This is a genomic window from Paenibacillus sp. CB74, assembly GCF_055687625.1.
This window is the reverse complement of record NZ_CM146009.1, coordinates 2,854,392-2,875,102: the sequence shown is the minus strand read 5'-3', so window position 1 is coordinate 2,875,102 and position 20,711 is coordinate 2,854,392. Positions and strand designations below refer to the sequence as shown.

At 46.7% G+C, this 20,711-nt stretch carries 21 protein-coding genes; 20 read left to right on the top strand and 1 reads right to left on the bottom strand.

From position 1 onward, the window contains the following. The first annotated feature begins 136 nt into the window (after positions 1-136). The 19 genes from fapR (at position 137) to ACX9NY_RS12615 (ending at position 18,999) form a co-directional block, all read left to right on the top strand. A complete protein-coding gene (fapR, locus tag ACX9NY_RS12705; protein WP_047842457.1) occupies positions 137-685 on the top strand; it encodes a transcription factor FapR in 549 nt (182 codons plus the stop codon). Next, positions 682-1,677: a phosphate acyltransferase PlsX gene (plsX, locus tag ACX9NY_RS12700; protein WP_339241517.1), complete on the top strand. Its 996-nt coding sequence runs from the start codon at positions 682-684 to the stop codon at positions 1,675-1,677. The genes fapR and plsX overlap by 4 nt, the downstream gene beginning before the upstream one ends. Before the next feature lie 8 nt (positions 1,678-1,685). Further along, on the top strand, positions 1,686-2,675 hold the full coding sequence (locus ACX9NY_RS12695; RefSeq protein WP_339241519.1) for a beta-ketoacyl-ACP synthase III: 990 nt from the start codon (positions 1,686-1,688) through the stop codon (positions 2,673-2,675). A 24-nt stretch (positions 2,676-2,699) separates the two neighbouring features. Beyond that, positions 2,700-3,632, top strand: a complete 933-nt coding sequence (gene fabD / locus ACX9NY_RS12690; RefSeq protein WP_342572565.1) for an ACP S-malonyltransferase — start codon at positions 2,700-2,702, stop codon at positions 3,630-3,632. A 37-nt stretch (positions 3,633-3,669) separates the two neighbouring features. Beyond that, the gene (fabG, locus tag ACX9NY_RS12685) at positions 3,670-4,419 is read left to right on the top strand and encodes a 3-oxoacyl-[acyl-carrier-protein] reductase (RefSeq protein WP_017689228.1); all 750 of its coding nucleotides are present in this window, start codon (positions 3,670-3,672) and stop codon (positions 4,417-4,419) included. Positions 4,420-4,571: 152 nt separating this feature from the next. Beyond that, positions 4,572-4,805, top strand: a complete 234-nt coding sequence (gene acpP, locus ACX9NY_RS12680) for an acyl carrier protein (protein WP_024630176.1) — start codon at positions 4,572-4,574, stop codon at positions 4,803-4,805. Positions 4,806-4,981: 176 nt separating this feature from the next. After that, positions 4,982-6,220 carry a beta-ketoacyl-ACP synthase II gene (fabF, locus tag ACX9NY_RS12675; protein ID WP_062833763.1) on the top strand — a complete coding sequence of 413 codons (1,239 nt, stop codon included), beginning with the start codon at positions 4,982-4,984 and terminating at the stop codon, positions 6,218-6,220. 13 nt (positions 6,221-6,233) lie between these two features. Beyond that, positions 6,234-6,938: a ribonuclease III gene (gene rnc, locus ACX9NY_RS12670; protein WP_091031948.1), complete on the top strand. Its 705-nt coding sequence runs from the start codon at positions 6,234-6,236 to the stop codon at positions 6,936-6,938. Between the two features lie 370 nt (positions 6,939-7,308). Beyond that, a complete protein-coding gene (gene smc / locus ACX9NY_RS12665; protein ID WP_339260406.1) occupies positions 7,309-10,878 on the top strand; it encodes a chromosome segregation protein SMC in 3,570 nt (1,189 codons plus the stop codon). A gap of 105 nt (positions 10,879-10,983) precedes the next feature. Next, on the top strand, positions 10,984-11,997 hold the full coding sequence (gene ftsY, locus ACX9NY_RS12660; protein ID WP_339260408.1) for a signal recognition particle-docking protein FtsY: 1,014 nt from the start codon (positions 10,984-10,986) through the stop codon (positions 11,995-11,997). A gap of 144 nt (positions 11,998-12,141) precedes the next feature. After that, a complete protein-coding gene (gene trhA, locus ACX9NY_RS12655; RefSeq protein ID WP_253433701.1) occupies positions 12,142-12,789 on the top strand; it encodes a PAQR family membrane homeostasis protein TrhA in 648 nt (215 codons plus the stop codon). Positions 12,790-13,051: 262 nt separating this feature from the next. Further along, positions 13,052-13,402, top strand: coding sequence for a YlxM family DNA-binding protein (ylxM, locus tag ACX9NY_RS12650; RefSeq protein ID WP_339241527.1), 351 nt, complete (start codon positions 13,052-13,054; stop codon positions 13,400-13,402). Positions 13,403-13,471: 69 nt separating this feature from the next. After that, on the top strand, positions 13,472-14,848 hold the full coding sequence (gene ffh, locus ACX9NY_RS12645) for a signal recognition particle protein (RefSeq protein WP_253433704.1): 1,377 nt from the start codon (positions 13,472-13,474) through the stop codon (positions 14,846-14,848). A gap of 53 nt (positions 14,849-14,901) precedes the next feature. After that, positions 14,902-15,174 carry a 30S ribosomal protein S16 gene (gene rpsP / locus ACX9NY_RS12640; RefSeq protein WP_017689219.1) on the top strand — a complete coding sequence of 91 codons (273 nt, stop codon included), beginning with the start codon at positions 14,902-14,904 and terminating at the stop codon, positions 15,172-15,174. A gap of 23 nt (positions 15,175-15,197) precedes the next feature. Next, entirely contained in the window at positions 15,198-15,428 is a 231-nt protein-coding gene (locus ACX9NY_RS12635) for a KH domain-containing protein (protein ID WP_024630185.1), read from the top strand. 330 nt (positions 15,429-15,758) lie between these two features. Beyond that, positions 15,759-16,271: a ribosome maturation factor RimM gene (rimM, locus tag ACX9NY_RS12630; protein ID WP_472478730.1), complete on the top strand. Its 513-nt coding sequence runs from the start codon at positions 15,759-15,761 to the stop codon at positions 16,269-16,271. A 1-nt stretch (position 16,272) separates the two neighbouring features. Beyond that, positions 16,273-17,040, top strand: a complete 768-nt coding sequence (gene trmD / locus ACX9NY_RS12625; RefSeq protein WP_472478729.1) for a tRNA (guanosine(37)-N1)-methyltransferase TrmD — start codon at positions 16,273-16,275, stop codon at positions 17,038-17,040. Positions 17,041-17,228: 188 nt separating this feature from the next. Next, complete coding sequence (locus ACX9NY_RS12620; RefSeq protein WP_472478728.1) at positions 17,229-17,603, top strand: VOC family protein; 375 nt, start codon at positions 17,229-17,231, stop codon at positions 17,601-17,603. Between the two features lie 148 nt (positions 17,604-17,751). Then, positions 17,752-18,999, top strand: a complete 1,248-nt coding sequence (locus ACX9NY_RS12615) for a rhamnogalacturonan lyase family protein (RefSeq protein WP_472478727.1) — start codon at positions 17,752-17,754, stop codon at positions 18,997-18,999. A 3-nt stretch (positions 19,000-19,002) separates the two neighbouring features. Here the strand turns inward: ACX9NY_RS12615 and ACX9NY_RS12610 are convergent, their stop codons facing one another. Beyond that, on the bottom strand, positions 19,003-19,968 hold the full coding sequence (locus ACX9NY_RS12610; protein WP_472478726.1) for a polysaccharide deacetylase family protein: 966 nt from the start codon (positions 19,966-19,968) through the stop codon (positions 19,003-19,005). 394 nt (positions 19,969-20,362) lie between these two features. Between ACX9NY_RS12610 and rplS the strand changes: the two genes are divergently transcribed. Further along, positions 20,363-20,704, top strand: a complete 342-nt coding sequence (gene rplS, locus ACX9NY_RS12605; RefSeq protein ID WP_024630190.1) for a 50S ribosomal protein L19 — start codon at positions 20,363-20,365, stop codon at positions 20,702-20,704. Positions 20,705-20,711 lie beyond the last annotated feature (7 nt).

The window sequence follows — 20,711 nt, the reverse complement described above, 5'->3', positions numbered from 1 at the left end:
CCAGGGATGCATCTATAGAAGCAACACGAAAGAATGGTTGAACTGGCCGGATGGGACGGTTCCGTAAACGATACAGCGGGGGGTGTCAGGCATCGAACGTGTACCGAAGAGACAGAGGCAACAGCAGTTAACCAAAATGATAGAAGAGAACCCGTTTGTGACGGATCAGGAACTTACGCGCCAATTGAAGGTGAGTATTCAGACGATTCGTCTTGACAGACTGGAACTTGGAATACCAGAACTTCGGGAGCGGATGAAACTGATGGCAGAGCTCTCGTATGATCAGGTGCGCTCGCTGCCCCTGCATGAGATTATCGGTGATATTGTGGATCTGCAGCTGGACAAAAGCGGGATTTCCCTGTTTGAGATTAAGGAAGAGCATGTGTTTTCCAGAACAGGGATTGCACGTGGGCACTACGTCTTTGCACAGGCCAACTCCTTGGCTGTAGCCATTATTAATGACGAGATCGCGTTGACTGCATCAGCAGACATTCGCTTTGTCCGTTCGGTTCATTTGGGAGAGAAATGTATTGCAAAGGCTTATGTGAGATCGATTCCGGGTCAAAAGGGCAAAGCCAAAGTGGAAGTATTCACTTATGTAGGTGAAGAAATGGTGTTTCAAGGCAACTTTGTAATCTACCATTCAGGTGGAGAAGACAGCGGAGAAGGAGGTCATTTGGAATGAAAATCGTCATTGATGCCATGGGAGGCGACAATGCACCTGCATCAACGGTAGAAGGTGCGATCGCCGCAGCCACGGAATGGGCGGATACACAGATCGTCCTGATCGGCGATGAAGCCAAGCTGGAGCCTCTTTTGAGTCAGTCAGGTGTGAGACCTGCCAATCTTACGGTCCGGCATGCTTCCGAAGTTATTGGTTCGGATGATGAACCCGTAAAAGCAGTACGTCGCAAGAAGGATGCCTCCATGGTGGTTGCAGGCCGTATGCTGAAAGAGGGCGAAGCGGACGCGATGATCTCGGCAGGCAATACCGGAGCGCTGATGACAGCAGGTTTGCTTGTTGTAGGTCGAATGGAAGGCATTGAACGTCCGGCGCTTGCGCCCATGATTCCAACGATTGATGATGTAGGTGTACTTGCGCTGGATCTCGGAGCGAATATGGATGCTAAACCGGAGCATCTTGCGCAATATGGCCTGATGGGCAGCTTGTATCGGCAAAAAGTACAGGGCATAGCGTCCCCACGAGTGGGTTTGCTCAATGTAGGAACAGAGCCAGGCAAGGGAAATGAGTTAACCAAACATGCATATCCTTTACTGGAACAACTCCCCATTCGTTTTGTCGGTAATGTTGAGGCGCGTGATGTGCTGACTGGTGCTTGTGATGTGCTTGTATGCGACGGTTTTGCAGGAAATATACTGCTGAAGTCGCTGGAAGGCACAGCAGGTGCCATTTTCGCCTTGCTTAAGGAGCAATTCTCATCTTCTCTTAAAAGTAAACTGGCTGCAGCTGTATTGATGCCTGAGTTGCGTGGGCTGAAACGAAAGCTGGATTATACGGAGCATGGTGGAGCGCCGCTCCTCGGTTTGAGCAGACTGGTTGTAAAAAGTCATGGATCTGCTGATGGCAATGCCATCAAAAATGCTGTGCGCCAAGCTCGGATTGCAGTGCAGAATCAGCTGGTAGAGAGCATATCTAAGGAAATTAGCGGGAAGTGAGTGACGACATGAATAATTTGCGCCCAGTAGGGGTTATTGGTACAGGGAAATATGTGCCTGAGAAAATTTTGACGAATAGCGATCTGGAGAAAATGGTCGATACCAATGACGAATGGATCGTCAGTCGTACAGGAATCAAAGAGCGTCACATTGCTGCACCCGAGCAGGCAACTTCTGATCTGGCATATGAAGCAGCTCTTAAAGCACTTGAATCTGCTGGCATGACAGGCAGTGATCTGGATCTGATTATTGTTGCAACCATTACCCCGGATTCTTCGTTCCCATCAACAGCCTGCATCTTGCAGGACAAATTGGGTGCAAAAGGTGCGGCGGCATTTGATCTGTCGGCAGCTTGTTCCGGATTTGTATATGGGTTGGCAAGTGCTACCAGCTTCATCCAAAGCGGCATGTACAACAACGCACTTGTTATTGGAGCTGACTGTTTGTCTCGTATTACGGATTATACAGACCGTAACACATGTGTCCTCTTTGGGGACGGGGCAGGCGCGGTAGTCGTTGGTGAAGTTCCAGAAGGTCGCGGATTCAAAGCATTTGATCTCGGTGCCGAAGGTGCTGGCGGTAGTCTTCTTCAGATGGAAGGCGGCGGTTCCCGTCTGCCTGCTTCCGCAGAGACCGTTGAAAATAAAAAGCATTATATCTACATGAATGGTCGTGAAGTGTTCAAGTTTGCAGTCCGTGTCATGGGTACGGCTACCATTGAGGTATTACGCAAGGCTGGTATGGAGCGTACGGATGTGGATCTGTTTGTTCCGCATCAAGCGAATATTCGGATTATCCAATCTGCGATGCAACGACTGGAACTTCCTGAAGAGAAGGTTGTAGTCAACGTGGATAAGTATGCCAATACATCGGCTGCTTCCATTCCGCTTGCTTTGGTAGAAGCCGCAGAGGAAGGTCGCATGAAAGCCGGAGATACCGTTCTGATGGTTGGATTCGGTGGCGGTTTGACATGGGGAGCATCGGTACTCGTTTGGTAAATAGACATCTGGGAGATGAATGAGATGGGTAAAATAGCATTTGTATTTCCCGGACAGGGATCACAGGCTGTAGGCATGGCTAAGGACGCGTATGAGTCCGTGCCTGCGGCAACTGAAATTTTTCGCACAGCAGATGAAACATTGGGTTTCTCGCTGAGCAACCTTGTATTTGAAGGACCAGAGACTGAGTTGAAACAGACATCAAATACACAACCGGCTCTGTTGACAGCAAGTATTGCCTTGCTTGAAGCTTTCAAAGAAAAAGGAATTCAGCCAGACTATATGGCTGGACACAGTCTGGGAGAATACAGTGCACTGGTGGCAGCGGGCGTTCTTTCGTTTGCTGACGCTGTGAGCACTGTGCGGGCGCGTGGTCAGTATATGGAACAGGCAGTACCGGGTGGACAAGGAGCGATGGCTGCTGTGCTTGGTGCGGATCGGGAAGCGCTGGGGGTGCTTTGCCGTGACGTATCTGAAACTGGTCATGCGGTTGAACTTGCCAACATGAATTGTCCGGGACAAATCGTCATCTCTGGTGTGAAGGAAGGCGTAGCTGCTGTCGCGGAACGAGTGAAAGAAGCAGGCGGTAAACGCGCCATTGCTTTGGAAGTAAGCGGACCGTTCCACTCTTCACTGATGAAGGGTGCGGCTGAGAAGCTGGAAGAGAAACTGAAAACCGTTACGTTCTCACCGGCAGCGGTTCCTGTAGTCGCTAATGTGACTGCAAGACCTGCAGAGGATGGACAGGTTCGGGAATTGTTGACAGCTCAGGTCTATTCTCCTGTATTATGGGAAGACAGTGTGACATGGCTGATTGAGCAGGGTGTGGATACGTTCATCGAGATTGGATCTGGCAGTGTATTGACCGGTTTGATTAAAAAAACAGATAAAACCGTAAAACTGTACAATGTGAACAGTCTTGAAACGCTCGAAGCAACGGCAAGTGCGTTGAAGTGATTAGCAGGGATTAGATTTGGGGAAAGGAGGAATGATTATGTCTAAACCATTAGAAGGTAAAAATGCACTCGTTACCGGGGCATCCCGGGGCATTGGACGCAGTATTGCATTGGCACTGGCTGAAGCTGGAGCGAACGTAGCCGTGAATTATGCGGGTAGCCAAGCGGCAGCTGAGGAAGTGGCGGAAGCGATTCGTGCCAAAGGAGTCAAGGCGATTACACTTCAAGCCAATGTGGGCCTGATGGATGAAGCTGAACAAATGGTCAAAGCTACACTTGAAGCTTGGGGCAACGTTGATATTCTGGTGAACAATGCCGGTATTACCCGTGATAATCTGATCATGCGTATGAAAGAGGAAGAATTCGATCAGGTTATTGAAACCAATCTCAAAGGTGTGTTTAACTGCCTTAAGGCGGTTACACGTCCAATGATGAAACAACGGTCGGGAAGAATTATCAATATCTCCTCGGTTGTAGGTGTGCTCGGTAATGCTGGACAAGCGAACTATGTTGCTGCGAAGGCAGGAGTTATTGGCCTGACGAAAGCATCTGCTCGTGAACTGGCTTCTCGTGGAATCACAGTCAACTGTGTTGCACCAGGTTTCATTGAGACGGATATGACAAAAGAGTTGTCCCAGGAGCTGGTGGACGGTATGCTAAGTGGTATTCCGTTGTCCCGTTTGGGTCAGCCGGATGAAATTGCCGGTGTAGTCACTTTCCTGGCTTCACAGGCTTCATCTTATATGACAGGGCAGACGCTGCATGTCGATGGTGGCATGTACATGTAATTCTTCCCGGACTTGAACAATAGTCGGGGAACAGGCGCTGGACGATCCGAAATGCCGGAAAAAGGCCGGGTTCCCCGGCCGGGAGCCGCATATGTCTTCTATGGCATTTTGCCTGCGATTCTCGTATAATACCAAAGAAGGAGGTGAACCGGATGTCCGATGTATTGGAGCGTGTAAAACGCATCGTCGTCGACCGCTTGGGCGCAGACGAAGCTGAAGTTACACTTGAAGCATCTTTCAAAGAAGATTTGGGTGCTGATTCTTTGGATGTAGTGGAATTGGTCATGGAATTGGAAGATGAATTTGATTTGGAAATCTCTGATGAAGATGCAGAAAAAATCACGACCGTAGGTGAAGTTGTAAACTACATACAATCTCATACCTAAAGTCATTTTAGTCCCGCACATGTTTTCGAACAGGCGGGACTTCTCATCATTCATTGGTTTTTCTCATTCCGCAAGCAACTCTACTCAAGCAGGCTTATCTTGGTTGAATAGATGTCTGTTTGCGGATATTCCCACAAAATACTTGCGTAATGCAGTCGATATAGAGGTGACTCGGTTTGAAACAAAGAGTAGTAATTACCGGAATGGGCGTAATGACATCGCTCGGAAAAGATTTGGAAACGTTCTGGGGCAGTTTAATGGCAGGAAAGTCCGGAATCTCTCAGATTGAGGCGTTTGATGTTAGTGAATACACGACACAGATTGCAGCTGAGATCAAGGATTTCAACCCGGAAGAATATATGGATCGCAAGGATGCTCGCAAAATGGACCGTTTTGTACAGTTCGCTGTGGCAGCCGGCTTCAAAGCCGTTGAAGACAGTGGTCTGAAAATTAACGAGAATATTGATGCAGAGCGTTTCGGTGTATCCATCGGATCAGGTATTGGTGGATTGGGTACGTGGGAGGACCAACATAATGCATTGTTGCAAAAAGGTCCAAAACGGGTAAGCCCATTCTTTATTCCCATGATGATCTCCAACATGGCTTCAGGCCAAATGTCCATCTCTCTTGGTGCCAAAGGTCCCAACATTAACGTGGTTACCGCTTGTGCAACAGGTACACACTCCATCGGAGATTCCTTCAAGTTGATTGCCAATGGTGATGCAGATGCCATGATCTGTGGTGGTGCGGAAGCAACAATCAGACCAACGGGTCTTGCAGGGTTCTGTGCTATGCGCGCAATGTCTACACGTAATGATGATCCTGCGAAGTCAAGCCGTCCTTTTGATACAGAACGTGATGGTTTTGTTATGGGCGAAGGCGCTGGTGTTCTGATTCTGGAATCCCTGGAGCATGCTCAAAAACGTGGTGCACGCATCTATGGTGAAGTGATCGGTTACGGTCTGACAGGCGATGCACATCACATGACAGAACCAGATCCGGATGGAGCAGCACGTTGCATGAAGATGGCACTTCGCAATGCGGGTATTGAGCCTGAAGAAGTGGATTACATTAATGCACACGGAACCTCAACTCCTGTAGGTGACAGATCTGAAACGCTTGCGATCAAAAAGGCGTTTGGTGATCATGCGTACAAGCTCGCAGTGAGTTCCACGAAATCCATGACGGGCCACATGCTTGGCGCTGCTGGTGGTGTAGAAGCGGTTATCTGCGGATTGTCACTGACACATCAGACATTGGCACCAACGATCAACCTGGAAAATCAGGACCCGGAATGTGATCTGGATTATGTTCCAAATGTTCCACGTCAAACTAAAGTCAATATTGCCATGTCCAATTCATTTGGATTCGGCGGTCACAATGCCACCATTATTCTCAAAAAATTTGAAGCATAAGGGGCTAGTTCGTTTGAGTGAAGATCTGAAGCAGTTACAACATAAACTTCAAATCAAATTTGACAACAGGCAGCTTTTAAAACAAGCGTTTACCCATGCTTCTTATGTAAACGAACACCGGTTCAGTCAGCATCAGGACAACGAGCGTCTGGAGTTTCTGGGCGATGCCGTGCTGGAACTGACTGTATCGGAATACTTGTATCATTTGTATCCTAACCGTCCGGAAGGCGAATTAACTAAGCTGCGGGCATCCATTGTCTGTGAGCCTTCCCTCGTCAAATTTGCTGAAGCGTTGGGTTTTGGTCAGTATGTACTTCTTGGTAAAGGTGAGGAACTGACTGGAGGACGGACACGGCCGGCTCTGCTGGCGGATGTGTTCGAGTCTTTCATTGGTGCATTGTATCTGGATCAGGGGCTTGCGCCTGTCCGGGCATTTCTCGACCAGCATGTCTTCCCATTAATCGTGTTGGGCAGCAAGCTGCAAATGAGTGATTACAAAACGGAACTGCAGGAACTTACTCAGCATCACAATATGGGAGCTTTGGAATACCGTATCGTTGAGGAACGGGGACCTGCCCATGAACGTGAGTTTGTCTCGGAGGTCCATATGGGTCAAGAACGGCTTGGCAGAGGTACAGGACGTTCCAAAAAGGAAGCGGAACAACAGGCTGCATCTGCAGCACTTGATCGACTGAAGCTTCCGGAGGCCGGAGCTTAACCGATAGCGCATAGACAAACGAAGAGCAAAGAGCAGCCCGCGGGTCCGCCCCGGCGGAAGTAATCGGCCGGACTGCTTTTTGCTCTTTTTTTTGTAAAGAGGTTCAGGGGGAGTTAGCCTGATCGTTAACTAATAAGTTAAACCTTATTTTACACAAAACGAAGAGTGCAGAACCAATCTGAAGAAGCGAAGCGTGCGCATTTATCAACGGATTTTTCCCTTGGATAAGGGGATCAAGAAAATCTGGGGATAAGGGCGATCGGAGGATGGTACTGCAATCGAAGTAGTCATGTGTAATAACAATGGTCAATTTATTTAGGCGCTGGAATGCAATACTTGAAATTTGCAAGAGGAGGTGACGAGAAACCCTATGTTTTTAAAACGGATTGAATTGGGTGGATTCAAGTCATTCGCCGACAAAACGGAGATGGAATTCGTTCGTGGCATTACGGCTGTTGTAGGTCCGAACGGAAGTGGCAAGAGTAATATATCGGACGGAATCCGTTGGGTTCTGGGGGAACAAAGTGCCAAATCGCTGCGTGGTGGCAAGATGGAAGATATCATCTTTGCAGGTAGTGATGCACGGAAGGCTGTTAATTTTGGTGAAGTGTCGCTAACACTCGATAACGAGGATCATGCACTTGCACTGGATTTCGGTGAAGTGACGGTGACTCGTCGTGTACATCGCAGCGGAGATAGTGAATATTTTATTAATAAACAATCTTGTCGCTTGAAGGATATTACGGAGTTGTTTATGGATACCGGTATCGGTAAGGAAGCCTACTCGATCATTGGACAGGGACGAATTGAAGAGATTCTGAGTACCCGTTCAGAGGATCGCAGGGGCATCTTTGAAGAGGCATCAGGTATCGTTAAATATAAATCCCGTAAGCGGGATGCTACGCGCAAACTGGATGAGACAGAGCAGAATTTACTGCGTATTCATGATCTGGTGACCGAACTGGAGGATCAGATTGGACCCTTGAAGGAACAATCGGAGAAAGCGATCCATTATAAAGAACTTCGTTCTCAGCTCAAATCACAGGAAATTTCCATGTATGTGTATCAGATCGAACAGATTCATGCATCTTGGAGTAAGGCCAACGAAAGGCTGCAATCGCTAAAACAGGAAGAGGTTGGACTGGCGGCGATTGTCTCTACGCATGATGCCAAGCTGGAAAATGATCGGAATGCGCTGCGTATCCTGGAAACAGAGACAGAGCAACTGCAATCCGCTTTATTGCAATTCAGTGAAGCGACGGAGAAAAGTGAAGGTCTTGGAGAACTGCTCAAGGAGCGCTCGCACCATCTGCAAACAAATCAGGAGCAGCTCAAAGTAACGCTTGCCGCCAGTGAAGAGAGACATCGCGAACGGGAAACCGAGCTGATTGCACTGCGTGAGAAGTTTGGCAAGCTTGAGCATGAACTGAATGATGTGAGAAATCAGTTGTCGCAGGAAGAAGCCAAACTCATCGGTGTCACAGGCGGTATTAGCCAGCAGCAAGAGGAAAGCCTCAAAGGCAACTTGCTGGAACTGATGAATCAGATGGCTCAGACACGAAATGAAATTCGTTATGTGGATCAGCAGAAAGAAACGCTGGAGCGCAGAATGAATCGCGCGGCTGAGGAATCAGGCAAGTGGGAAGAACAGAAAGAGACACTGGAAAGTCGCAAAGCGGACATTGAGAAAAAAGTTGTTCGTTTGGGCAAAGAAATCAGTGATCTACGTGGTGGTTATATTACGGAAAGTGAACGACTCCAATCACTGCAGAAGCTGCTCGAAGAAAGTCGAGGCACGGTCCGTAAATGGGAACAAAAGCGTGAAGCTCAAGTTTCCCGCCGCGATACAATGAAAGAGATGCAGGATGATTTTGACGGATTCATGCTGGGTGTCAAGGAGGTCCTCAAGGCTTCACGTAAAGGTACGCTGAGCGGTGTTCATGGAGCTGTGGCTGAACTCGTTAAAGTTCCCGAGAAGATCGAACTTGCGGTAGAGACAGCAATGGGAGCATCCTTGCAGCATGTGGTCATGGAAAATGAATCAGTTTCCAGACAGGCGATTGCTTTCCTGAAGCAGCGCCAGTTGGGACGTGCAACGTTCCTGCCTCTCGATGTCATTCGTCCTCGTGCCATTGGAGCGGCTGAACGTTCCATGATCGAAGGTATGGAAGGTTTTGTGGGGATCGGTGCTGATCTTGTACAATTCGAATCCAAGTATGCTTCAATCATTGGCAGTCTGTTGGGTAATGTTATTATTGCCGAAACGCTGGAGGTGGCCAATAAAATTGCGGCTCGCTGCCAGTATCGTTTCCGGGTCGTGACGCTTGAAGGTGATGTGGTTAATGCGGGTGGTTCCATGACAGGTGGTAGCCAGCACAAGAAAAATGTGAGTCTGCTCAGTCGTAAACGGCAGTTGGACCAACTCGATCAGGATATTTTGGATACCGAAAATCAAATTGTGAAACTGCATCGCAGTGTGGATGATGTAAAAGTTCAACTGGAGCAGTGTCAGGACAAACTGGATGAACTTCGCCAGTCTGGTGACGATACCCGAAATGCAGAACAGCAGGCTTCGATGGAAATGAAGCAGGTAGAGCATGAGCTTCGCCACGTGCTTGAGCAGGTTGCCGTTGCCGGGCAGGAGAAGAGCGGATTCACCGAAGAGATCAAAGAGCTGGATACGGCTCGCATCGTCGCTGTGAAGAAGCTGGAGCAGCTTGAAGAAGAAGAAAAAGCGACTCATCGTGCCATTCATGCAGCCGAGTTTGCTCGGAAAGCCAATGAATCCGCGAAGGAAGAATTGCAGAGCCAACTCACCGAGTTGAAAGTACGGGAAGGCAAGCTCGATCAGGAGCGATTCTCCAATGGGGAACAATTGCGACGTCTGGAGCGGGAAGTGGAGTCGCTGGTCAAAGATCTTCGTCAGAATCGCACCTTGTTAGCTTCGATGGAAGCAGATCTCAAGAAAACACAGACCGAGAGTGTTAAGCAGATTGAAGATCTGAACCAGTACAAGCTGAAAAAAGCGGAAGCTTCCCAAGAACTGGACTTCAAACGTGCTGCCCGAAGTGAGTTGTCGAAAAAGCTTGAGCTTGCGGAGAGCGAAACGAAGGAACAGCGCACGCAGTTGAAAGCTGTGGAAGAGCAGATGCGACAGACCGAAATTTCCGTGAACCGGTTGGATGTTGAGCTGGAAAATATACTTCGAAAGCTGACGGACGAATACGAACTGGGTTATGAACTGGCCAAAGAGCGTTATCCGGTGCCGGAAGATGTAGAGCATACACAGGCAGAGGTACAGAAGCTGAAGCGCAGTATATCCGCCCTGGGTGATGTTAACCTGGGAGCGATTGAAGAGTTCCAGCGCGTCAATGAGCGATACGAGTTCCTGAGTGAACAGAAGAATGACCTGGTGGAAGCCAAAACAACGTTGTATCAGGTTATTCGGGAAATGGAAGACGAGATGGCGAAGCGATTCAAGATCACGTTCGATGCAATCCGCCGTGAGTTCGGTACCGTCTTTACCAAGCTGTTTGGCGGGGGACGAGCTGACCTTGTTCTGATGGACCCGGAGCGCTTGCTTGAAACGGGAATAGATATTGTGGCTCAGCCACCAGGCAAGAAACTGCAAAACCTGCAACTGTTATCCGGTGGGGAGCGGGCTTTGACGGCAATGGCTTTGTTATTCGCCATTCTGCACGTCAAACCTGTACCATTCTGTGTGCTGGATGAAGTAGAGGCAGCGCTGGATGAAGCTAACGTGGTACGTTTTGCCCAGTACTTGCGTGAATTCTCCGAACAGACACAGTTCATCGTTGTTACCCATCGTAAGGGTACGATGGAAGAGGCTGATGTGCTGTATGGAGTTACGATGGAAGAGGGCGGAGTATCCAAGCTCGTTTCGGTTAAACTGGAAGATGAGGAAGCAGTTATTGCCTGATCGATCCAAGGCTGTGGGACCCATGAACTCATTATCATTATCAAAATTCATTTAGATTGAGCATTATTGCATAGCGCTAGATTATGTACACGATGGAGGGGCTTTATGAGTTTTTTTAAAAAGCTGAGAGACAGCATTGCAAACAAAACAGAGTCAGTTACCAAACAGTTCAAGGATGGATTGGAAAAGACACGTAAAGGGCTAGTGGAGAAAGTCTCGGATCTCGTGATCCGCCGCAAAAAAATCGATGAAGAGTTCTATGAAGAACTGGAAGAGATTTTGATTGGAGCAGACGTTGGCGTGAATACGGTCATGAATCTGATCGAAGACCTGCGCGCTGAGGTGAAAAAACGCAAAATTGAGGATGCGGCTGAGCTGCAGCCTGTATTGTCTGAGAAACTGACGGATCTTCTTCGTGGTGAACAGAACAACGAGCTGAAAATGAACCCGGACGGCATTACTGTCATTTTGTTTGTTGGTGTTAACGGTGTTGGTAAAACAACGACAATTGGCAAGCTGGCGCACCGATTTAAACAGCAAGGTAAAAAAGTGATCATGGCCGCTGGAGATACGTTCCGTGCCGGAGCCATCGAACAGCTGGAAGTATGGGGACAACGTGCCGGTGTCGATGTGATCAAACAGCAATCCGGTTCTGACCCGGCAGCGGTTATGTATGATGCGGTGCAGGCAGCAAAACAACGGGGTGCCGATGTTCTCCTCTGTGATACAGCAGGTCGTCTGCAGAACAAATCTAACCTGATGGACGAGCTTAACAAAATCTATCGTGTCATCCAACGTGAAATTCCGGATGCTCCGCATGAAGTGCTGATGGTTTTGGATGCGACCACAGGTCAAAATGCCTTAAATCAGGCTAAACTTTTCGGTGAGAAAAGCGGCGTAACCGGCCTCGTACTAACGAAACTGGATGGAACAGCCAAAGGCGGGATCGTTGTAGCAATTCGTCAGGAGCTGGATTTGCCAGTGAAGCTTGTGGGACTGGGTGAAAAGATCGATGATCTGCAACAATTTGATTCAGAGCAGTTCGTTCATGCCTTGTTCGCCGGATTGATCCAAGAGCAACCAGCTGAAAGTGCTGAAGAAGAGGAAACGAACTCGTAGAACCATGTTAATTAAGATAAATTCATAGCGTTAAGCGTAATTGCCAGTGATAGACGTGATAAGTGTCACGTGTAATGTCACTGGCAATACGTGTATAATGGGAATAAAGCAGGCAATGCTAAAGGGCTGGAAAGGACGGTTGAAATGGCCAATACTCATACCTATTCTCGCCGTGAAGAAGTCGCCAATGCGGTGACACATGGAATCGGCGCTGCACTCAGTGTGGCTGCACTGGTGATATTGATTGTATTTTCTAGTATAAAAGGAACGGCTTGGCATGTGGTCAGTTTCACGATCTATGGGATCACCATGTTGCTGCTCTATACAAGTTCTACTCTCGTACATGCATGGAAAGATGGAAAAGTGAAAGATTTATTTGAGATTTTCGACCATTCTTCCATTTATTTGTTTATTGCGGGATCATACACTCCGCTGTTGTTTATTGCTGTTCGCGGTACACTTGGATGGACCCTGTTCGGCATAATCTGGGGAATCGCATTATTCGGCGTGATCTTTAAGGCGTTTTTCACGAAAAGGTTTCTGTTCATGTCCACGATTTTCTATGTTGCGATGGGCTGGCTCATCGTAATTGCCTGGCAACCGCTGATGGCTGCCATACCTACAGGCGGAATTGTGTTGCTGGTTGCTGGAGGCCTGATGTATACACTGGGTACACTCTTTTATGTGTGGCGTGGATTCCCTTACCATCATGCGATATGGCATCTCTTTGTACTGGCAGGCAGCATTCTTCATTTCTTTATGGTACTGTTGTACCTGACACCACTTCGCTAGAACGCCATAAACGGATGCATCTCCACGGACTGAGACGCGTTCGTTTTTCTTTTACATAGAGGTGATCTCGTACAAGTAAAAATAGTATGTGCTTGTTGTGAAATAAGGTATATATCACCTGTTAAACATCGAAATAACATATCATCAAAGCTGTTTTTATTGTGACAAGTATTTTTGCTTGACAACCTGATTTGTTTTAGGTATTATTAGGAACGTTGCAAGAGTGTAAAGTGTTTTTCCTTGACGAAGGGAGTGCCCCGATGTGAGTCAAGAAAACCGGCTTGAGAAGACAAACCGGATTAACTTGCTGTTTGCTTTTTATGAATTGTTACTTACCGAGAAACAGCAGACTTTTCTAAAGTATTACTTTCATGACGATTTTTCACTTGGTGAAATAGCAGCCGAGTTTGAGATCAGCCGCCAGGCGGTATACGAGCATATCAAGCGTGCCGAACAAGTGCTGGAGAATTACGAAAGCAAGCTGGGCTTGTTGGAAAAGCATGAACGGCGTAATCGCAATCTTGAAGATTTGCAAAATGCATTGGAACGCGCAGGCGTCTCCATTGATGACAACAAACAAATACACGATATCGTTGCTCAGCTCAGCGAATGAGAAGATTATAACGGCTCAGTGGAACGTATCGGTCTTAAAAACAGTAATAAAGCTTAAGGAGGTGGGATCATGGCATTTGAAGGATTAACGACCCGATTACAGAATGTGTTCAGCAAGCTGCGCGGCAAAGGCAAGGTGTCTGATGAAGATGTAGCCGAGGCTATGCGCGAGGTACGTCTGGCATTGCTCGAAGCGGATGTAAACTTCAAAGTGGTCAAGGAATTCATCGCCAAGGTGAAAGAGAAGGCTGTTGGCAAAGAAGTGATGGAGAGCTTCACGCCAGGAATGGTCATCATCGACATCGTTAACAAGGAACTGACGGATTTGATGGGTGGAAGCCAGGCCAAACTGGCTAAAGCGAACAAACCGCCTACGGTGCTGATGATGGTTGGTTTGCAGGGTGCTGGTAAAACAACCACCTCGGGTAAACTGGCTAAAATGCTGCAAAAGCAAAACAGCAGACCATTGCTTGTTGCAGGAGATATTTATCGTCCGGCAGCGATCAAACAGTTGCAAGTACTTGGCGAGCAGATCAAAGCGCCGGTATTCACACTGGGTGATCAGACAAGCCCTGTGGAGATCGCACGTCAAGGTCTTCAACATGCCAAAGATAACGGTAATGACTATGTTATTATCGATACAGCAGGACGTCTGCATGTTGATGAAGAGCTGATGGAAGAACTTCGCCAGATTCACAGCGTAGTGAATCCGGATGAAGTACTGCTTGTGGTGGACAGCATGACAGGTCAGGATGCGGTTAACGTAGCAGAACACTTTAACCAGCAGCTTAATCTGACCGGGGTTGTCCTGACGAAGCTGGATGGCGATACTCGTGGTGGTGCTGCACTTTCTGTCAAAGCCGTTACGGGGTGCCCAATCAAGTTTGCTTCCCTTGGAGAGAAACTTGACGCTTTGGAGCCGTTCCACCCGGAACGTATGGCTTCGCGGATTCTCGGTATGGGGGATATGTTATCTCTGATAGAGAAAGCACAATTAAACATTGATACCGATAAGGCCAAGGAAATGGAACGGAAGATGCGTAATGCAGAATTCACGTTTGAAGATTTCCTGGAGCAGATGGATCAAGTGAAAAAGCTGGGACCAATCGATCAGATCATGGATATGATTCCCGGCATGGGCAAGATGAAACAAGCCAAGGACCTGAAGGTTGATGATAAACAGATGGGCCGGATCGAAGCGATCGTATACTCAATGACGACCGAAGAGAAACGCAACCCGGACTTGATCAACCATAGCCGTCGGAAGCGTATTGCTACCGGAAGCGGAACATCTCTGGCTGAAGTAAATCGTCTGATCAAGCAGTTTGATGAGATGCGCCGCATGATGAAACAGTTCTCGGATATGATGGGACCTAAAGGCGGTAAAAATAAAGCGATGAAGCAGCTTAAAGGTATGGGCAAAGGAATGAAGTTTCCTTTCCGTTGATTTAAGCGAAGCTGGATCATATACAGATTTCATTGAAGGAGGTGAATTTTCAAATGGCAGTTCGTATTCGTCTGAAACGTATGGGTGCTCACAAAGCTCCTTTCTACCGCGTAGTGGTATCGGATTCCCGTTCCCCACGTGACGGTCGTTTTATCGAGGAGATCGGTTACTACAACCCGGTTGAACAACCGGCTGTTGTTAAGATCGATGAAGATAAAGCATTGGCATGGCTTCAAAACGGTGCACAAGCATCTGACACTGTCCGCAACTTGCTTAGCAAAGCGGGCGTGATGAAGAAGTTCCACGAGTCTAAATTATCTAAATAAAGTGCTGATTCGGAGGGTCATCTATGGAAGAATTAGTAAGCATAATTGCTAAGGCTTTAGTCGATCATCCGGAAGATGTGGCGGTTCGGACGGTTGAGAAAGACCGGCTTGTCGTTTATGAGTTAACCGTTCATCCTGACGATGTCGGGAAGGTAATTGGTAAACAGGGACGAATCGCAAAATCACTTCGTACGGTCGTCACATCAGCAGCAGTTAAGATGGATAAACGGGTTACCGTTGATATCATATCTTAAAGATATACGAAAGGGGGTTAGGATGCATGTCCTAGCCCCTTTTCGTGCATGCTGAAACTTAAATAATATGATTGAAGTAGTTCGTCAAGTATGATTATTTGCGGAAGTAGTGAAGGGGACGGAATCGATTCTGAAGAAGCGTCAGCGCTCGCCTTAAAGCTTTCTGAAAGAAAGCTACATCGGAAGCATACGCTATCACCGGATTTTAACATTTAAAAATAATTAAAAAAATCAGGGGATAACAGCGATCCGAGGAACGATCCGTCACCGGAACGGTCGCAGGAAGATCATCAAATATGAGTACCATATGAATGGATTGTAGGAGGAAATATGGCAGAGTTTATGAATGTAGGTAAAATCGTTAATACGCATGGAATTCGCGGTGAGGTGAAAATCATGCCTTTAACCGATTTCCCGGAAGTACGTTTCGCGAAAAATGCGGAGTTGTTTTTCTTTACACCAGATAACCATCCAGTGATGGTTAATGTGGAATCTGCACGTTTGCATAAAAATATGTATATTCTTCGTCTGAAAGAATATGGCAATATTAATGAAGTAGAGAAGTTTAAAGGCGGTATGGCCAAAGTATTAAAAGAGAACCTGGCTGAGTTGGAGGAAGGCGAATATTACTTCCATCAAATCGTTGGCTGTTCTGTCATCACCGAAGAGGGTGAAGCGCTCGGAACCATCTCTGAAATCCTGACTCCTGGTGCGAATGATGTATGGGTTGTCAAAACGCCGGCTGGCAAAGAAGTGCTGATTCCTGTTATTGATGATGTCGTGCTTGATGTGGACATCGAACAGAAGCAAGTGAAGATTCACCTGATGGAAGGGCTGCTGTAACATGAAAGTGGATGTATTAACGCTATTCCCTGAGATGTTTGACGGTGTGTTCGGTGCAAGCATTCTGGGCAAAGCTCAAACGAAGGGACTGGTATCCCTCGGTGCAACCAACTTCCGTAATTATGCGACCAATAAACACAATACAGTAGATGATGCTCCTTATGGCGGGGGTGGGGGTATGGTGCTAAAACCAGATCCCATCTTTGCTGCTGTGGAAGATGTTCTGGAGCAACGCGGAGAAGCTGCGGCAACGATGAAACCTCCACGTATCATTCTAATGTGTCCGCAAGGTGAGACGTTTACACAAAAAAAAGCAGAAGAACTTGTTCAGGAAGATCATCTGATTTTTATATGCGGACACTATGAAGGTTACGATGAGCGAATTCGCGAATTTCTCGTGACGGATGAACTATCCATTGGGGATTACGTACTCACGGGTGGGGAGCTACCTGCCATGGTTGCGATTGACAGCATCGTACGTCTGATCCCAGGTGTGCTTGGAAATGAGACAAGCGCCGTAACGGATTCATTCAGTACTGGACTCCTGGAATATCCGCACTACACACGTCCACCCGAGTTCAGGGGCATGAAAGTACCGGATATGCTATTGTCTGGGCATCATCTGAATATTGAGGCGTGGCGCAGGGAACAGTCGTTGCTTCGTACATTAGAGCGCAGACCGGAAATGTTGGAAACGGCTGATTTGACGGACAAAGAGCGAATTTGGTTGAAAAAGATACGCTCAAACCGTAATAATAATACAGAGTAAATAGACGTATCATAATCTATATGCACGTTAATATAATTTTCGCCATTCCAAAAGGTCGACCTTGATACCAAAGGTTGGCTTTTTTTGTATATAGAAAAGAAGCTGGATTTTGATTGGTTTATTCTATAAAATGGAAGTACACTTATTGAAACTAGGTTTCATTAAGTGAAACTAAAGGTGGTGTATGAATGACGTATAGAATTATTGGTCTAGATCATATTCAGCTCGCAGCACCGGAAGGTTGTGAATCGGAAGCACGTCATTTTTTCAATGAAGTATTGGGATGGACAGAGATTCCTAAACCTGAAATTCTAAGAAAACGGGGTGGTGTATGGTTCGAGTGTGGCAGACATCAAGTACATATTGGAATACAAAAAGATTTCGTTCCAGCAACAAAAGCTCATCCAGCATTTCATGTAAAGCATTTGGATCAGCTGCGTAATCATTTGATTGATAATCATATTTATATTGTCGATGACGAAGCAAGGGAAGAGGAGGGGGTAAGGCGTCTTTATATCAATGACCCTTTTGGCCATCGTCTTGAGTTCTTGGAATGGGTTTAAATCATTCGTTAAAAAATCGTTCATGTTGACATGTACAGTTTTGCAACTTTGAACTTTTTTGCATAAGCACTAGACAGGGTTATAAAAGAAAGGAATTTTCTATATGGTGAACTCAGTTGGAGCTGAATCACAACTGAGGAGGAAGGTTATGAATCATCAACCCTATGAAATTGCCAAAATAGATATTAGCCAAGCCGGAGAACGCTGCAAAATGCTCTTGGGAGATCTGAATGGAGATGGCAGACTCGAGATGTTGTTGGTACAGGCAGATGGGGACATAGATGATCGATATGTTCCGCATCAGGTATGCTGTTTGACTGCATTTGATCTGGAAGGGACTTTAATATGGCAGGTAGGAACTGCTGATCCCCATGCAGGTGGGCCGGGCTCAGACTACCCTGCACAGATCGCAGATTGGGATGGTGATGGGCATAATGAAGTACTATGTGTTATGAACAAACAATTTCTCGTGTTAGATGGCCGGACCGGAGAGATCAAAGAAACACGTGATCTGCCAGGTGATGAAGCGCATGACTGTATTATTCTTGCCAACCTGACTGGTAACCAATCCAAAATGGACATTATACTGAAAGACCGCTATAAGACGTTATGGGCACTTGACCATGATTTTAATTTGTTATGGAAGCATGAGGGGAATCCGGGACATTTTCCGTGGGTGTTTGATATTGATGGAGATGGAAAGGATGAAGTGATGGCCGGATATGACATGCTGGACCATGATGGGACGGTATTATGGTCTTGTGAGAACTTGGATGATCATGCCGACTGTATATGGTTTGGAGACGTTGATGGTGATGGGGGAGTTGAGGTTGTTATCGGTGGCAGTGTCACGGTTATGATGGACCGTTATGGCAATGAGAAATGGCGTTATGAAGATTCGATTGAATCACAGCATATTGCGCTGGGCCATTTTATTGCTGAAATGGAAGGTTTACAGATTGCAGGTCTGGACCGGATCGTCCGGGGCGATGAGCGTGGTAAGGATGGAATGTTCATGCTGAACAATGATGGGCAAGAAATATGGAAAGAAAATCGCACAACTCGTGGCTGGTTAACTATTATAGAGCCTGTAAGTAACTGGGATGAGGGTGGACTCGATTATATTTTGGCTTATCGTCGAGGTGGTGATGTCTTGCCTTCTTTGGTCGATGGAAACATGAAAACGGTTACCGAATTTCCGAAAGAGGGATATGCGGTACATGCAGATCTGGTTCAGAGTGGACTGGAACAGATCATCATCTATGACGCACAAGAAGCGTTGGTTTACGCCAGCTCTCCGATGACATTATCACTAACCGATGCAAAAAGAGCCAAGCCACAGCTCAAAAGGCTGTATAGCTCGACTCTGTACCCGGGCGGTGAAGTTAAACTCTAGGTTTTATCGGTCATTCTCCGATGGGGGTAATTCATTCTGCGGACTGGATTCGGGTTGAAGCAAGGTTGCCAAATCAGTACCTGTCGTGACCGTCAAGCGAGGTAGCTTCATGAGATCATCTCCTGGATGCACAAATCCAGACTTTACAGTAAAGGCCATGCGATATCCGTGCTGCTGTAACTTGTAAATCATCTGTGTACTGGTATACCCAAAAGGATAGGCCAGATAAGGTGTGTCTATTCCGGTTTGCTTCATTTGCTGAATATCATCATCCAGAAGACTGGTGTCAAGACCGACAGGTACACTGTTTCCACAGCGCATAAATCCCTTGTGATGCAGGTTATAGGTATGGCTGTTAAATTCAAATACGTCAGTTGCCGCCTGCATTTCTGGCTTGGAGATGAAACTGTCAATTGCGGGAGCAGATTCTGAAGGCTGATCTTGAATTTTACTACCAATGACAAACAGTGAGGCATGAAAATTATATTTTTGAAGCACAGGATAAGCTAACGTATAATTGTTCTGATATCCATCATCAAAGGTAATTACAATGGACTTCTTTGGCAGGGAGAGCTTCCCGTTTACATACTGTTCAAGCTGATCCAATGTAATCGTGTGGTAGCCTTCGTCGTGCAGGTATTTCATGTTTTGCTTGAAATCTTCCAGACTAATGATGGATTTGTTATCTATCTGGTGATCGTTCAGTTCGGGCTCTATGTAATGATACATGAGTACAGGAACTTCTGCAGCCGTACCTGTTTCTATCTTGAAGGTGGAACGATCCAGTGCATTTTGACGGGTGTAGTCAGTGTGTGACAGCTGGAACGCTTTGCGTTTAACGATGTCCCAGGAGGTACAGGCTTTGTGTGACATGGCATTTGTAGGATGGGTTACGGCATAGGCATACAGTGTAATGGAGCATATGAGCATGGCGAGTAGGGCAAGTGTGATCTTTTTCCAATATTTCATGAGTCTTTGGGTTCTCCTTTTAAAGTGATCAATAAGTTATATCATAGACGATATTTCAATAGGGGAAGTTACAGTATTTTTTCCTATATCAGGTTGACTTGCAGATGAGAGCGTGGAGAAAGAGGAGACGGCATATCTGAACCCCTAGCTAGTTGTAAAAATTAAAATAGTTCAACGTTCTGCTGTCCATGAATATGCTTTAGGGGAATGATAGGGAGTTCCAGTGTTGCTGATGGCTCCATAGACATTTTGTTTAATTTCTCTTGTGTTTTGATATGCTGCGTGATACAATAAGTCTGTTATGTGGAATACGGCGGTCCTCTATGGATAATGAAGGAGACAAGGTGATCTCTGGAAGAAGTATGAACGCCTGTACGGAAGGAGGGAGTCATAGATGAATATCGTTCAAGCGATTACACAAGAACAACTTCGTAAGGATATTCCGAGTTTTCGTCCTGGTGACACTTTGAAAGTGCACGTTAAGGTAATCGAGGGAACTCGTGAGCGTATCCAATTGTTCGAAGGTGTTGTGATTAAACGCCGTGGTGGTGGAATCAGTGAGACTTTTACAGTTCGTAAAATTTCTTACGGTGTAGGTGTGGAAAGAGCTTTCCCGCTTCATTCCCCAAAAATCGATAGAATCGAAGTGGCTCGCCGTGGTAAAGTGCGTCGTGCGAAGCTTTATTATCTTCGTGAACTACGCGGTAAAGCAGCGAGAATTAAAGAAATTCGTTAATATAACG